We start from the raw sequence: 13859 nt of genomic DNA on the forward strand, positions 1-13859 counted from the left end.
TTGTGGGAGTGGCACTCAACATCGCGGATCTACTCGAGCACGCCGTCGACGCCGTGCCGGAGCGCATCGCGGTCGTCTGCGGCGATCGGCGGGTCACCTTCGCCGAACTGGAAGAGCGCGCCAACCGGCTGGCGCATCATCTCGCCGCACACGGCGTGGGACCCGGATCCCACATCGGTGTCTATTCCCGGAACTCGATCGAGGCACTGGAATCGATGATCGCCGCGTACAAGCTGCGCGCGATCGCGGTCAACGTCAACTACCGCTACGTCCACGGCGAACTGCGGTACCTGTTCGACAACGCCGACCTCGTGGCGCTGGTCCACGAGCGCCAATATTCGGACAAGGTCGCGGCGGTCCTGCCGGAGACGCCGAAACTGAAACACGTTGTCGTTGTCGACGACGGAAGTGACGGCGACTGCTCGTCCTACGGCGGCGTGGATTACGAAGCCGCGCTCGCCGAAGGGTCCCCGGAGCGGGACTTCGCCGAGCGCAGCGCCGACGACATCTACATCCTCTACACCGGCGGCACCACCGGGTATCCCAAGGGCGTCCTGTGGCGCCACGAGGACATCTGGCGCGCGCTCGGCGGCGGTATCAACTTCGTCACCGGCGAGTACGTCCCGGACGAATGGACGCTCGCCGAACAGGGCAAGTCGGGCAGCCTGGTCCGGCTCCCGGCGGCGCCGCTGATCCACGGCGCCGCGCAGTGGGCCGCGTTCGGCGCGTTGTTCACCGGCAGCCCGGTCGTGTTCGTCCCTCGGTTCGACGCGCACGACGTCTGGAAAGCCGTGCAGGACAACAAGGTCCAGGTGCTCACCATCGTCGGCGACGCGATGGCGCGGCCGCTGATCGACGCCTATCGCGAGGGTGACTACGACGCTTCGTCGATCGTGGCGGTGTCGAGTCACGCCGCCCTGTTCTCCCAGTCGGTGAAGCAGGAATTCCTGTCGTTGCTCCCGCACGTGGTGATCACCGACGCGATCGGTTCGTCCGAAAGCGGGTTCACCGGCATCGGCATGGTCAGCAAGGACAGCGACCATTCCGCCGGCCCCCGGGTCAACTTCGGCAAGGACGCGATCCTCGTGGACGACGACGGCGGGCTCGTCGAGCCGAAGCCGGGCGCGATCGGCCTGATCGCCCGGCGCGGCCACGTCCCGCTCGGGTACTACAAGGATCCCGCGAAGACCGAGAAGATCTTCGTCGAGGTCGACGGCAAACGCTACGTCGTCCCGGGTGACTACGCGCGCTACGAGGAAGACCTCACGGTGACCCTGCTCGGCCGGGGGTCGCAGTGCGTGAACACCGGCGGCGAGAAGGTGTACCCGGAGGAGGTCGAGGGCGCGCTCAAGTCGCATCCTGACGTTTTCGACGCGCTCGTCATCGGCATCCCCGACGACCGGCTCGGCCAGCGGGTGGCCGCGGTGATCCAGCCGCGCTCCGGCAAGGAGCTCGATTTCGCCGCGCTCGAAGCGCACGTACGGACCGAGATCGCCGGCTACAAGGTGCCCCGCAGTCTCTGGCTCGCGGAGGAGATCGGGCGTTCGCCCAGCGGTAAACCGGACTATCCCTGGGCGCAGCGTTACGCCTCCGAGAACGAGCCCGTCAGCATTCAACCGGCGTAGCAGCCTGTTGGCGGAGCTGAAGAGTCACCTCGAAAGCGACCAAACGCGTGAACCCGCCCGGCCGTAGGCCCCGCTATCGCGGTGGCAGGACGCCCTCTCCGCATCGGTGAGGTATCTGGCGGTCAGCGTCCTGCCGACGTCGATCGCGGACGCGGGTTCACCAACCGGCTTAAGGAGTTTCATGCGGACGTCTCTGTGCGACCGGCTCGGGATCGACCTGCCGATCGTCGGGTTCACCCCGTCCGAGCACGTCGCCGCGGCGATCAGCCGGGCGGGCGGCCTCGGCGTGCTGGGATGCGTGCGGTTCAACGACGCCGCCGAGCTCGACGCCGTCCTGTCCTGGATGGACGAGAACACCGGCGGGAAGCCCTACGGCGTCGACATCGTGATGCCCGCGAAGATCCCGGCCGAAGGGACGTCGATCGATCTCGCGCAACACATCCCGCAGGGGCATCGCGACTTCGTGGAGCGGACGCTGCGTGACCTCGCGGTGCCGCCGCTGCCGGACGACACCGACGAACGCGCGGGAGTGCTGGGCTGGCTGCATTCGGTCGCCCGGTCCCATGTCGAGGTCGCGCTGAAACACCCCATCCGGTTGATCGCCAACGCACTGGGGTCACCGCCGGTGGACGTCATCGAGCAATGTCACGCGAAGGGCGTGCCGGTCGCGGCCTTGGCGGGTAAGGCGGAACATGCCGTGCGGCACGTCGACAACGGCGTCGACATCGTTGTGGCGCAAGGCTACGAGGCGGGCGGGCACACCGGCGAGATCGCGTCGATGGTCCTGCTGCCCGAGGTCGTGGATGCCGTCGGCGACCGCGTCCCGGTGCTCGCCGCCGGCGGGATCGGCTCGGGCAGGCAGGTCGCGGCGGCGCTCGCGCTGGGCGCGTCCGGGGTGTGGATGGGTTCCTTCTGGCTCGCCACCGAGGAATACCTCCAGACCATGGGGGAGTCGGAGGCGATGCAGCGCGCGCTGGTCGCGGCGGGTTCGTCGGACACCGTCCGGACGCGGATCTACACCGGCAAACCGGCACGGCTGCTCAAGACGCGGTGGACCGAGGCGTGGGCCGCCCCCGACGCGCCCGAACCGCTGCCGATGCCGTTGCAGAACCTGCTGGTGTCCCACGCGCACAACCGGATCCACCACGCTGCCGATCCGAGCGTGGTCTCGATGCCGGTGGGACAGATCGTCGGGCGGATGGACCGGGTGCGCCCGGTCGGCGACGTGATCGCGGAGCTGGTGTCGGGCTACGAAGAGACACTGTCGCGTTTGGACAAGACCCGCTGAAATCCCCCGCGAAGTCCGTGAAGGCCTCCTTGCCTACCTTCGGGGTAGGGAAGGAGGCCTTCACTACGCCGGGGTGAAGCTGAAGCGCCCCCGAACGCCATGAAAGGTCCTTTCCTTGCAAATTTTGCTAGGAAAGGACCTTTCATGGCATGCCGTGCGCGATGAGACCTAGAGACCGGCGGCCGCGTTCTTGATCGCGGTCGCGAAGGTGCTCACCTCGGTGTAGACGCCGGGAGCGTGCGCCCGCGCGCACCCCTCGCCCCAGCTGGTGATGCCGACCTGGATCCAGGCACCGGCGCTGTCACGACGGAACATCGGGCCGCCCGAGTCACCCTGGCAGGTGTCGACGCCGCCGGAGTTGACGTTGCCCGCGCAGATCTCGGCGCTGTCGATCAGGTCGGCGTAGCTGCCGCCCTGAGCCTTGCAGGTCGAGTCGGAGACGAACGGCACGTTGGCCTTGAGCAGGTAACGCTGCTGCGCCCCGCCCTCGGTCGCGGCACCCCAGCCCGCGACGGTGAACGTGCCGCTGTTGTTGGCCGTCGTGGTGGCGATCGGCAGCGTCGGGATTCCGCTGACCGGGCTGGCGAGCTTGATCAGGGCCCAGTCACCGCCGGTGGAGGTGGGGTAGGTCGGCGACCGGTGCACGTAGGTCGACCTGACCTTCTTGGCCGACGTGCTCTGCAGGTCCACGACGCCGAGCGTGGCGGTGATACTCGTGTTGGCCCCGGTCCGCGACACGCAGTGCGCGGCCGTCAGCACGATCTGCGGGGTGTAGAGCGCACCACCGCAGCCCATGGAAAGCCTTACCATCCAAGGGAATTCACCCTGAGCGGCGCGGGTGCCGCCGACCACGTCGGTCGACGGCGGCTGCGCGGCCGCGGCTTGCGGAGCCGTGGCGAGACCCGCCAGGGTTCCGGCCGCCGCGACGGCGATCAGGGTCTTTTTGAGCAGGCTGAACCGACGCTTGATGTCCAAGGGTTCATTCCTTCCGGCTGTCCACAGTGGAGGCAGGGAGACTGACTGCGGCCAACTGACTACAGCAGGTGGACATACGCCGGGACAACCGACTTTCTTCGGATCTTTGGCCGATGGTGGTGATTAACGGACGTCCGGCCCCGGCCGCCGACGAATGGCGTAGTCCGGAGCGCCCAACTTCCTTACTCCTGGACCGGCGAGCGCTGGAACCGCCGGAAGGCTGAACACTCCGTCCTGCCTGCCCGATCCGCCGAACGAGGTGCCCCTTTCGTCCACGAGTGTGAGCGTGGCATGAACACTTCGTTCGGGTCAGTACAGGCATGGGGAAACGGGCCTAGGATCTGGATCGTGAAAGCGCGTTCGCCTAGACTTCATCCACCCGCCGACGGCCCGGTTCGGGACGGAATTCCCGAGCACGGCCGCATTCCCCGTTATTACGCGGTCAAAGTCGATCTCCTCGACGTGATCTCCGAATTAGGGCAAGGAGCGGTGCTGCCCACCGAAAGGGAACTGTCCGAACGCTTCGAGGTTTCCCGCGCGACGGTCCGCCAGGCCGTCGGCGAACTCGTGCTCGAAGGGCGGCTGAGCAGGCGGCAGGGGAGCGGCACGTACGTCGCGGGCCCCAAGCTCGTCCAGCCGCTGGCCTTGGTGAGTTACACCGAAGGACTCAGGAGGCAGGGCATTCAGCCGGGCCGGAATCTGATCTCTTTGGAACGCCGGGAAGCGGGTCCGTCGCTGGCTTCGGAACTGGAAATCGATCCCGAAGACGACGTCATCCACATCGAACGGGTGCTGCTCGCCGACGACGAGCGGGTCGGGCTGGAATCGACCTATCTCACCGCCGCGCGATTCCCGACGCTCATGGATGTGTTCGATCCCACACAGTCGCTCTACGCCTGTTTGCGGGAACGGCTCGGGGTCGTCTTCGACGGTGCCGAGGAGCGGGTGGAGACAGTGCTCGCCACGCCCCGGGAAGCCCTGCTGATCGGGACGAACCCGGCGCTGCCGATGCTGCTGATGCACCGGACGTCGTGGGGGCCGGACGGCATCCCGTTCGAGCGCGTCCGGTCGCTCTTTCGCGGCGACCGGCTCTCCTTCGAGACCCGATTGGGCCGCGTGGAGTAGCCGCCCCCCGCATTTAGTCCTCTGAACGCGGTATTTGCACTTTCAACGACCGCATCGAGAGGACGAAACGCGGAGTAATGTAACGCGAAGATAACAGGTCTGGTCCACATTTCGGAGGCACTTCACCTGCGGTTAGGGCGGGGGTCACGGAGCGTTGGTGCGCGCAGGCGAGCGTCTGCGGTGTGCGAATCCTCATCATCGGCGGCGGAGTGCTCGGCACCCAGCACGCCTGGCAGGCCGTCGAACGCGGCCACGACGTCGTCCAGATCGAACGGGAACCCGAGGCCAGGGGCGCGTCCGTGCGCAACTTCGGCCTGGTCTGGGTCGGCGGCCGCGCCAGTGGCCCCGAATTGGAGACGGCCGCGCGGGCACGAGTGCTGTGGGAGCGCATCGGGGACCGGGTCGAAGGGATCGGCTTCCGGCCGAACGGCTCCCTCACCGTCGTCCGCACGGAGGCCGAACTCGCTGTCGCCGAGGCCGCGGCCGCGAGCACGGAGGATCGCGGCTTCAAGCTGCTCGACGCCGCCGAAACCCGGGAGCTGAACCCGGCCTTGCGCGGCGACTTCCTCGGCGCGCTCTGGTGCGATCGCGACGCCGCCGTCGAACCGCGCGTCGCCCAGCCCGCCCTGCGCGCCGAGCTGGCGAAATCCGGCCGCTACACCTGGGTGCCCGGCCGCGAGATCCGCGACCTGACCGATCGTGGCGTCGTCGACGACACGGGTGAGACCCACGAAGGCGACGTCGTGGTGCTGTGCACCGGCGCCTGGACCGGTGGCCTGGTCAAGGAACTCGCCGGTCAGACCCCGGTCCGCCGCGTGCGGTTGCAGATGGCCCAGACCGAGCCGCTCGGGGAAACCCTCACCACCACGGTCGCCGACGCGGACAGCTTCCGCTACTACCCGGCGTACCGCGGCGAGGCGCTCGACGGCCTCAACGCGGGCCAGCCGCAGGGCGAGATCGCCGCGGTCAACAAGATGCAGCTGCTCATGGTCCAGCGTCTCGACGGCTCGCTGACCATCGGCGACACCCACGAATACGACGAGCCGTTCTCGTTCGACACCACCGAAGACCCGTACGACCACCTGGCCGAGGTCGCCGGGGCGCTGCTCGGACGGCCACTCCCGCGCATCGCCCGCCGCTGGGCCGGCGTCTACGCCCAGACCACCGACACCACCCGGATCGTGCACCGAGCCCGCGTCGCGGACAACGCGTGGCTCGTCACCGGACCGGGTGGCCGGGGAATGACCTGTTCCCCCGCCATCGCCGAAGACACCGCAGAGGAGCTGTCCTGGTGAACACCGAACTCGTCGTCCTGGACATGGCCGGGACCACCGTCGCCGACGACGGCCTGGTGATCCGCGCCTTCACCGCGGCGATCGCCGCCGCCGGAGTGTCCGAAGAGGACAACCGCTTCCCCGGCATGCTCGACTACGTCGTCGAAACGATGGGGCAGTCCAAGATCGTCGTCTTCCGCGCCCTGCTCGACGGAGACGAGGAACTCGCCCGGCGCGCGAACACCGCCTTCCAGGACGCCTACGAGAAACTCGTCGCCGACGGCCACTGCGAGCCGATCCCCGGCGCCGAGCAGACGATCCAGGAACTGCGCGCCCAAGGGGTGAAGGTCGCGCTCACCACCGGTTTCGCGCCCGCCACGCAGAACGCGATCCTGGACGCCCTGGGCTGGCACGGCCTCGCCGACGCCGTGCTGGCGCCGGGCGAGGGAGTGCGCGGCCGCCCGTTCCCCGACCTCGTCCTCGCCGCCGCGCTGCGGCTCGAAATCACCGACGTCCGCGGGATCGCCGTCGCCGGTGACACCCCGTCGGACGTCCGGACCGGGCTGCGGTCCGGCGCCTCGATCGTCGCCGGCGTGCTCACCGGATCCGCGAAGAAGCCGGAGCTCGAAGCCGCCGGCGCCACCCATGTCCTCGAATCCGTCCGCGACCTCCCTGCCCTGCTGTCCTAAAAGGAGCTTTACGACATGAAGAAACTCGCGGCCACCGCCCTCGCCGGGCTGCTCGCCCTCACCCTGGGCGCCTGTGGTGGAACCGCCGGTGGCGCCGCCGGCGACCAGACCATCACGCTGTACACAGTGGACGGTCTGGAAGACTGGTACGCCCAGCGCTTCGAGGAGTTCAAGGCCAAGACCGGGATCACCGTCCAGGCGGTGACCGCCGGATCGGGCGAGGTCGCCTCGCGGGTGGAGAAGGAGAAGGCCAACACCCAGGCCGACATCCTGGTCACGCTCCCGCCGTTCATCCAGCGCGCCGCGTCGCAGGGCCTGCTCGCCACCACGGCCCCCGCCGGGATCGACCAGGTCGCCGCCGGGCAGAAGGACGGCCAGGGCCGCTACTTCGCGATCATGAACAACTACCTCAGCTTCATCCGCAACCCGCAGGCCTCGCCCAAGACCTGGGACGACCTCCTGTCCCCGTCGCTCAAGGGCAAGCTCCAGTACTCGACCCCCGGCGAGGCGGGTGACGGCACCGCGGTCCTGCTGCAACTCCAGCACGTCCTCGGTGACCAGGGCGCGCTCGACTACCTCGCGAAGCTCGAAGCCAACAACGTCGGCCCGTCGTCCTCCACCGGCAAGCTGCAGCCGAAGGTGGCCAAGGCCGAGATCCTGGTGGCCAACGGCGACGTGCAGATGAACCTCGCCGCGATCGAGAAGAGCGGCGGTTTCGAGGTCTTCTTCCCGGCCGACGCGCAAGGCAAGCGGTCCACCTTCGCCCTCCCGTACTACGCGGGCCTGGTGAACAACGCGCCGCACGCCGAGAACGCCAAGAAGTTCCTGGACTTCCTGCTCTCGCCCGAGGTGCAGGGCAAGGTCGTCGACGCCTTCGGTGCCCCGTCGCGGACCGACGTCACGCCGTCCGGCCCGCGGGCGGAGAAGGTGAAGGCCGCCCTCGACGACGTCGAGATCTGGCAGCCGGATTGGGACGCCGTCCTCGCGAAGCTCGACGCCGACCTCGCCGCGTACAAGAAGGCCGTGGGCCGATGACCCCCGCGGTCGAATTCCGCGGCGTGTCCGTCCGGTTCGGCCGGACGACCGCCCTCTCGCCACTGAATCTCACCGTGGCGAGAGGGGAGACGCTGGCGATGCTCGGCCCGTCGGGCTCCGGCAAGTCGACGGCCTTGAAGGCGCTCGCGGGTTTCGTCGTGCCGAGCACCGGCCGGGTCCTGCTCGACGGCGAGGACGTCACCGATCTGCCGCCGCACCGGCGCGGTCTCGGCGTCGTCGTCCAGAGTTACGCGCTGTTCCCGCACATGCGGGTCGAGGCCAACGTCGCTTTCGGCCTCAAGGCACGGAAAACGTCTCGTGCCGAGACGGCGAGCCGGGTCGCCGAAGCGCTGGAGCTGGTCGGGATGGGCAAGTACGCCCGCCGCTATCCGCGTGAGCTTTCCGGCGGGCAGCAGCAACGCGTCGCGCTCGCGCGGGCACTGGCGATCCGGCCACACGTGCTGCTGCTCGACGAACCACTGTCCGCTTTGGACGCCGCCCTGCGCGAGGACATGGTCGCGGAACTGCTGCGGCTGCGCGCCGAACTCCCCGACACCACGCTGATCTACGTCACCCACGACCAGGGCGAGGCCTTGGCGCTGGCCGACCGGATCGCCGTCATGCGCGACTCGAAACTGGTCGAACTCGGCCCGAGCCGCGAGCTCTACCAGCGGCCCTCGACCGAGTTCACCGCGAGCTTCCTCGGCGCTTCCAACCTCATCCCGGTCGAGCTGATCCACCCCGGCGGCACCAGGGTCCGGCTCGGCGACCGCGAGCTGGCCGCGGACCCGTCCGGGACGATCCGGGCGGGGCAGCCCGTCGCGCTCGGCGTCCGGCCGCACCGGGTCGGGATCACGGCGGTGGACGCTCCCGGCGCGCTGCCCGCGGTGCTGCGGGGTGTCCAGTGGCGTGGCACGGGCTTCCGGCTTGATCTCGAATTCGCGCACAACGGGGACGAGGTCCGGGCCGAAGTGCCGGACATCGAAGGGCTTCCGAGGGTGGGGGAACGGGTCGGAGTGTCCATTCCGGACGGTTGCCCGCTGGTGGGCGTCGGATGACCGGCCTCGCGCTCGCCACCACGGCGGCGGCACCGGCGCGGCGGCGGGAGAAACAGCCCGGACGCGGCTGGTTCCTGCTGCCGCCGGTGCTCGTCCTGCTCGGCTTCTTCGGCTACCCGCTCGTGCTGGTCGTCCTCCAGTCCTTGGAATCGAAGACCGGCGAGTTCGGCCTTTCGGTGTGGCTGGACGTCCTGGGCTCGGCGGAATTCCGGGACGCCGCCTGGAAGACCGTCGCGCTCGCGCTCGGCGCCACCGCGGGCTGTGTGGCGCTGGGGACGTTCCTCGCCCTGGTGATCGCTTTCGTGCCGTTCCCCGGCGCGCGGACGCTTTCGCGGCTGGTGGACACCGTGCTCGCGTTCCCGTCGTTCCTCATCGCGCTCGCGTTCACCTTCATCTACGGCAGCGCGGGGATCCTGGGCGCGGGCGGGTTCCTGTACTCGCCGTTCGGGATCCTGCTGGCGGAGATCACCTTCTACACGCCGTTCGTGATGCGGCCGGCGCTCGCCGCGTTCAGCCAGGTCTCGTCGGCGCAGATGGAGGTCGCGGCCAGCCTCGGCGCGAGACCCGGCCGCGTGCTGCGCCAGGTCATCCTGCCGGAAGCCTTGCCGTCACTGGCTTCCGGCGCCTGCCTGACCATGCTGCTGGCGATGAACGAGTTCGGGATCGTGCTGTTCCTCGGCGCGAAGGACGTCACGACGCTGCCGATGCTGGTCTACGGCAAGGGGATCGTCACCTTCGACTTCCCGCAGGCGTGCGTCATCGCGGTGGTCAACGTCGTGTTCTCCCTTGCCCTGTACGGAACCTACCGGCGACTGACGAACGGAGGCCGTCGTGCTGCTGTGGACCAGGCGTAGCCGTGTCCTGCTGTGGGCGGTGTTCGCGGTGCTGTTCACCGCGATCGTGCTGGCGCCGCTGCTGATGATCGTGCTGGCGTCGGTCGCCGGGAACTGGACGGGATTGCTGCCAGGTGCGCTCACCGGCTCGCATTTCGGGCAAGCGCTGTCCGGAGAGACGTTCGCGAGCCTTTCGGTGAGCATCCAGACCGGTGTCATCGCGTCGGTGGTCTCGGTGCTGCTGGGGACGTGGGCCGCGCTCGCCGCGCGGTCCGCGCCGTCCAAGCTGCGGAAAGCCGTCGACACCCTGTTCCACCTGCCGATCGCCGTGCCCTCGGTGGTGCTGGGGCTGGCGCTGCTGGTCGCGTTCAGCCGTCCGCCGCTCGCCTTCAACGGCACACGCTGGATCGTGCTGCTGGGGCACGTGATGATCCTGCTGCCGTTCTCCTACAGCACGGTCTCCGCCGCGATCGCGCGGATGGACCCGCTGCTGGCGCAGGCGGCGGCGAGTCTCGGCGCTTCGCCGGTCCGGGTGCTGCTGCGGGTGCGGCTGCCGGTCCTGCTGCCGTCGATCTCGGCGTCGGCGAGTCTCGCGCTGGCGATGTCGATGGGCGAACTGGGCGCGACGATGATGCTGTACCCGCCGGACTGGCGCACGCTGCCCGCGAGCATTTTCGCGCTCACGGACCGGGGACAGGTGTTCCTGGCGTCGGCGAGCACGGTGCTGCTGCTGGCCGTCACGCTCGCCGGGGTGGTGATCCTCGGACTGGCCCGCGGCCGCGCGGCGCAGCGGTGATGCAACGCTCGGTGCGGTTCATTCCGTCCTGGAACCATGATGAACGCAGCGAAGACGCTGGGCGCGGGGCTCGTGCTCGCCGCGACGGCGGCCTGCGGCGCGGGCGGCCCCGGAGCACCGGCGAACACGAGCACCCCACCGGTCGTCACCACACCCTCGGATCTGCCCACCTCGCTCCCGGCGAGCCCGCCGGGAGCGAAACCACCGATGTCCCGGCCGACCGCCGGCCCGCCGCCGTCGGACAAGATGCTGCCGCCGTCCCAGGTCGAGGCCAAGGTGCCCGGCCAGGTCAGCGCGGAGAACGGCGGCTTGAACGTGCACATCGAACTGAGCGGCTGCGACGAGGCGAAGGCGGACCTCGCCGAGGAGAACGCGCAGCGGGTCGTGGTCAAGGTGAAGATCGACCACGGCAAGCCGGGGCAGATGTGCCCGCAGGTGATCCGCTACGCCGTCCTGCCGGTGAAACTCGCCGAGCCGCTCGGGGCGCGGACCGTGGTCCTGGAAGCGGGTTGAGATCATGTGCAACCCCATCGAGGCCTCGTTCCGTCCTAGCCACATGAGGTACTTAACGAATGTCATCGGCCTTGGCCTGATCGTCGTTGCGGTATCCGCTTGCGGGGCGCAGAACCAGGCAGCGGAACCCGCGGCCGGACCCGGTAGCGGCACCCTGAGTACCGTGCCGCCGTCGCCGACCGCACCGCCGACCACGCCGTCTCCGTCCCCGACGCCCGCGCCGGGAAGCCAGCCGGGTGTGCCGGGCGCGCCTCGCCAGGAGGTTCCGGAAGGCAGCACCAAGCTGCCGGACAAGCAGCTCGACGCGTCGGCACTGCCCGCGGACTACCCGCGTGAGGTGTACACCAGCAACGGCGGGACGATCCTGAACGTCCGCGGCCAGGAAGGCGGCTGCGGACACGCGACGGCGGAGGCCGCGCAGCAGGACGGGACCAGGGTCACCGTCAACCTGACCGAACTGAAGGGCCAGACCGGCCAGATGTGCACGATGGATATCCGGCATCCGGTGATCTCGGTGGCGCTGTCGGCACCGCTGGGGGAGCGGACCGTGGTCCTGAAGCAGATGCGCTGACGCTCCCGGGTGACCAACCCGGAATTCCGTGAAGGCCTCCTTGAGGGACCCAGAGTCCCTCAAGGAGGCCTTCACGGACGTCAGCGGAAACTGATCTGCAGCACCGGTTCCGAGGTGGCCTCGAAGAAGTCGTTGCCCTTGTCGTCGATGACGATGAACGCGGGGAAGTCCTCGACCTCGATCTTCCAGACCGCCTCCATCCCCAGCTCGGCGTACTCGAGGACGTCGACCTTCTTGATGCAGTCCTGCGCGAGCCGCGCGGCCGGGCCGCCGATCGAGCCGAGGTAGAACCCGCCGTGCTCGTTGCACGCGGCGGTCACCTTCTTCGACCGGTTGCCCTTCGCCAGCATCACCAGCGAGCCGCCGGCGGCCTGGAACTGCTCGACGTAGGAGTCCATGCGGCCCGCGGTGGTCGGCCCGAAGGAGCCCGACGCGTAACCCTCGGGTGTCTTCGCCGGGCCCGCGTAGTACACGGGGTGGTCGCGAAGGTACTGAGGCATCTCTTCGCCCGCGTCGAGCCGCTCGGCGATCTTCGCGTGCGCGATGTCGCGGGCGACGACGAGCGGACCGGTCAGCGACAGGCGGGTCTTCACCGGCAGCTGCGAGAGCTGCGCGCGGATCTCGGCCATCGGCCGGTTCAGGTCGACGGTCACCACCTCGTCGGACAGGTCGTCCTCGGTGACGTCCGGCAGGAACTGCGCCGGGTCGCGTTCGAGCTGCTCCAGGAAGACGCCGTCGGCGGTGATCTTCGCCTTCGCCTGGCGGTCGGCCGAGCACGAGACGGCGACACCGACCGGGCAGGACGCGCCGTGGCGCGGCAGGCGGATCACCCGGACGTCGTGGCAGAAGTACTTGCCGCCGAACTGCGCGCCGATCCCGAACTGGCGCGTCATCTCCAGCACCTGCTGTTCGAGGTCGACGTCGCGGAAACCGTGGCCCAGCTCGGAACCCTCGGTGGGCAGGTCGTCGAGATAGCGGGCGGATGCGAGCTTCGCGACCTTCAGGTTGAACTCCGCCGACGTGCCCCCGACGACGATCGCGAGGTGGTACGGCGGGCAGGCCGCGGTGCCGAGGCCGCGCAGCTTCTCGTCGAGGAACTTCGCGAGCCGCTTCGGGTTCAGGACGGCTTTCGTCTCCTGATAGAGGAACGTCTTGTTCGCGCTGCCGCCACCCTTGGCCATGAACAGGAATTCATAGCTGGGGACTTCGGACTGACCGGCTGTGTTGTCCTTGTGATAGAGCTCGATCTGCGCGGGCAAGTTGGTGCCCGTATTGCGCTCATCCCAGAAATTCACCGGCGCCATCTGCGAATAGCGCAGATTCAACTCCTGATAGGCGTCGAAAATACCGCGCGACAGCGCGCGCTCGTCTTCGGCACCGGTGAGCACGCCCTCGCCGCGTTTGCCGATCACGATCGCGGTGCCGGTGTCCTGGCACATCGGGAGGACGCCCCCGGCGGAGATCGCCGCGTTGCGCAGCAGGTCCATCGCGACGAAACGGTCGTTGCCACTGGCCTCGGGGTCGTCGACGATCGCGCGCAGCTGCGCCAGGTGTGACGAGCGCAACAGGTGCTGGATGTCGGTGATCGCGGTCTTGGCGAGTTTGGTCAGCGCCTCGGGCTCGACCTTGAGGAACTTCCGGCCCGCGGCTTCGACGACCTCGACACCTTCGGTGCCGATCAGCCGGTACTCGGTGTGGGTGTCCTTCGCGAGAGGAAGGACTTCGGTGTACTGGAACGTGGTGGGCGCCACTGCGCGGGCTCCTTTGCCGGCATCGGGAACCCGCTCACGGTACCCAAGCCCGGGCCCGGACAGGAGAGGCCACGGCGGAAGTAACCGGGGCCACTGCCGGTGGGTGCCCACGGGACCGAGTGCAATTCCCGCGCTGCAATTTGTCGCGGCGCCGGACAAATAGTTCGGGAGGCCGGGCCCACCCCGACGGACCCGACCTCCCGGGGAAAGCGATCCGGGTGCGAACACCCGACCGCGAAGACTTATTACCTGCTCGACGGTCTCGTGACGCAGGTCATAAGTCAACGCTGCCGAACGGGTGTTGCCTTTCCGAGCCGAAACGGCTC

13 protein-coding genes are annotated in these 13859 nt (G+C 68.8%); 11 read left to right on the forward strand and 2 right to left on the reverse strand.

Features of this window, described 5'->3' with window-relative positions:
• Positions 1–8 precede the first annotated feature (8 nt).
• Positions 9–1625 (forward strand): acyl-CoA synthetase, encoded by a 1617-nt coding sequence (locus ACLJQ7_RS17425; protein WP_410649256.1) that lies wholly within the window; start codon positions 9–11, stop codon positions 1623–1625.
• Positions 1626–1806: 181 nt separating this feature from the next.
• Entirely contained in the window at positions 1807–2913 is a 1107-nt protein-coding gene (locus tag ACLJQ7_RS17430; RefSeq protein ID WP_410649257.1) for an NAD(P)H-dependent flavin oxidoreductase, read from the forward strand.
• A 168-nt stretch (positions 2914–3081) separates the two neighbouring features.
• On the opposite strand, the gene ACLJQ7_RS17435 is transcribed toward ACLJQ7_RS17430, so the two are convergent.
• Positions 3082–3888: a S1 family peptidase gene (locus tag ACLJQ7_RS17435; protein WP_410649258.1), complete on the reverse strand. Its 807-nt coding sequence runs from the start codon at positions 3886–3888 to the stop codon at positions 3082–3084.
• Between the two features lie 348 nt (positions 3889–4236).
• Here ACLJQ7_RS17435 and ACLJQ7_RS17440 point away from each other — a divergent pair, with 348 nt between their 5' ends.
• The 9 genes from ACLJQ7_RS17440 to ACLJQ7_RS17480 all read left to right on the forward strand — a co-directional run bounded on the left by ACLJQ7_RS17440 (position 4237) and on the right by ACLJQ7_RS17480 (position 11782).
• Positions 4237–5013 (forward strand): GntR family transcriptional regulator, encoded by a 777-nt coding sequence (locus ACLJQ7_RS17440; RefSeq protein WP_007033614.1) that lies wholly within the window; start codon positions 4237–4239, stop codon positions 5011–5013.
• A gap of 182 nt (positions 5014–5195) precedes the next feature.
• On the forward strand, positions 5196–6308 hold the full coding sequence (locus tag ACLJQ7_RS17445; protein ID WP_410649259.1) for a TIGR03364 family FAD-dependent oxidoreductase: 1113 nt from the start codon (positions 5196–5198) through the stop codon (positions 6306–6308).
• On the forward strand, positions 6302–6976 hold the full coding sequence (locus tag ACLJQ7_RS17450; RefSeq protein WP_410649796.1) for a phosphonatase-like hydrolase: 675 nt from the start codon (positions 6302–6304) through the stop codon (positions 6974–6976). The genes ACLJQ7_RS17445 and ACLJQ7_RS17450 overlap by 7 nt, the downstream gene beginning before the upstream one ends.
• A 15-nt stretch (positions 6977–6991) precedes the next feature.
• Positions 6992–8011 carry a 2-aminoethylphosphonate ABC transporter substrate-binding protein gene (locus ACLJQ7_RS17455; RefSeq protein ID WP_410649260.1) on the forward strand — a complete coding sequence of 340 codons (1020 nt, stop codon included), beginning with the start codon at positions 6992–6994 and terminating at the stop codon, positions 8009–8011.
• Positions 8008–9069, forward strand: coding sequence for an ABC transporter ATP-binding protein (locus ACLJQ7_RS17460; protein WP_410649261.1), 1062 nt, complete (start codon positions 8008–8010; stop codon positions 9067–9069). Before ACLJQ7_RS17455 ends, ACLJQ7_RS17460 begins: the two co-directional genes overlap by 4 nt.
• Entirely contained in the window at positions 9066–9923 is an 858-nt protein-coding gene (locus ACLJQ7_RS17465; RefSeq protein WP_410649262.1) for a 2-aminoethylphosphonate ABC transporter permease subunit, read from the forward strand. Before ACLJQ7_RS17460 ends, ACLJQ7_RS17465 begins: the two co-directional genes overlap by 4 nt.
• A complete protein-coding gene (locus tag ACLJQ7_RS17470) occupies positions 9901–10698 on the forward strand; it encodes an ABC transporter permease (RefSeq protein ID WP_034317096.1) in 798 nt (265 codons plus the stop codon). Before ACLJQ7_RS17465 ends, ACLJQ7_RS17470 begins: the two co-directional genes overlap by 23 nt.
• A 36-nt stretch (positions 10699–10734) precedes the next feature.
• A complete protein-coding gene (locus tag ACLJQ7_RS17475) occupies positions 10735–11211 on the forward strand; it encodes a hypothetical protein (protein ID WP_410649263.1) in 477 nt (158 codons plus the stop codon).
• Between the two features lie 163 nt (positions 11212–11374).
• The gene (locus tag ACLJQ7_RS17480) at positions 11375–11782 is read left to right on the forward strand and encodes a hypothetical protein (RefSeq protein WP_410649264.1); all 408 of its coding nucleotides are present in this window, start codon (positions 11375–11377) and stop codon (positions 11780–11782) included.
• A gap of 80 nt (positions 11783–11862) precedes the next feature.
• On the opposite strand, the gene ACLJQ7_RS17485 is transcribed toward ACLJQ7_RS17480, so the two are convergent.
• Positions 11863–13533, reverse strand: coding sequence for a fumarate hydratase (locus ACLJQ7_RS17485; protein WP_410649265.1), 1671 nt, complete (start codon positions 13531–13533; stop codon positions 11863–11865).
• Positions 13534–13859: the final 326 nt, after the last annotated feature.

It is taken from the genome of Amycolatopsis sp. cmx-4-54 (assembly GCF_046548895.1).
GTDB lineage: Bacteria > Actinomycetota > Actinomycetes > Mycobacteriales > Pseudonocardiaceae > Amycolatopsis.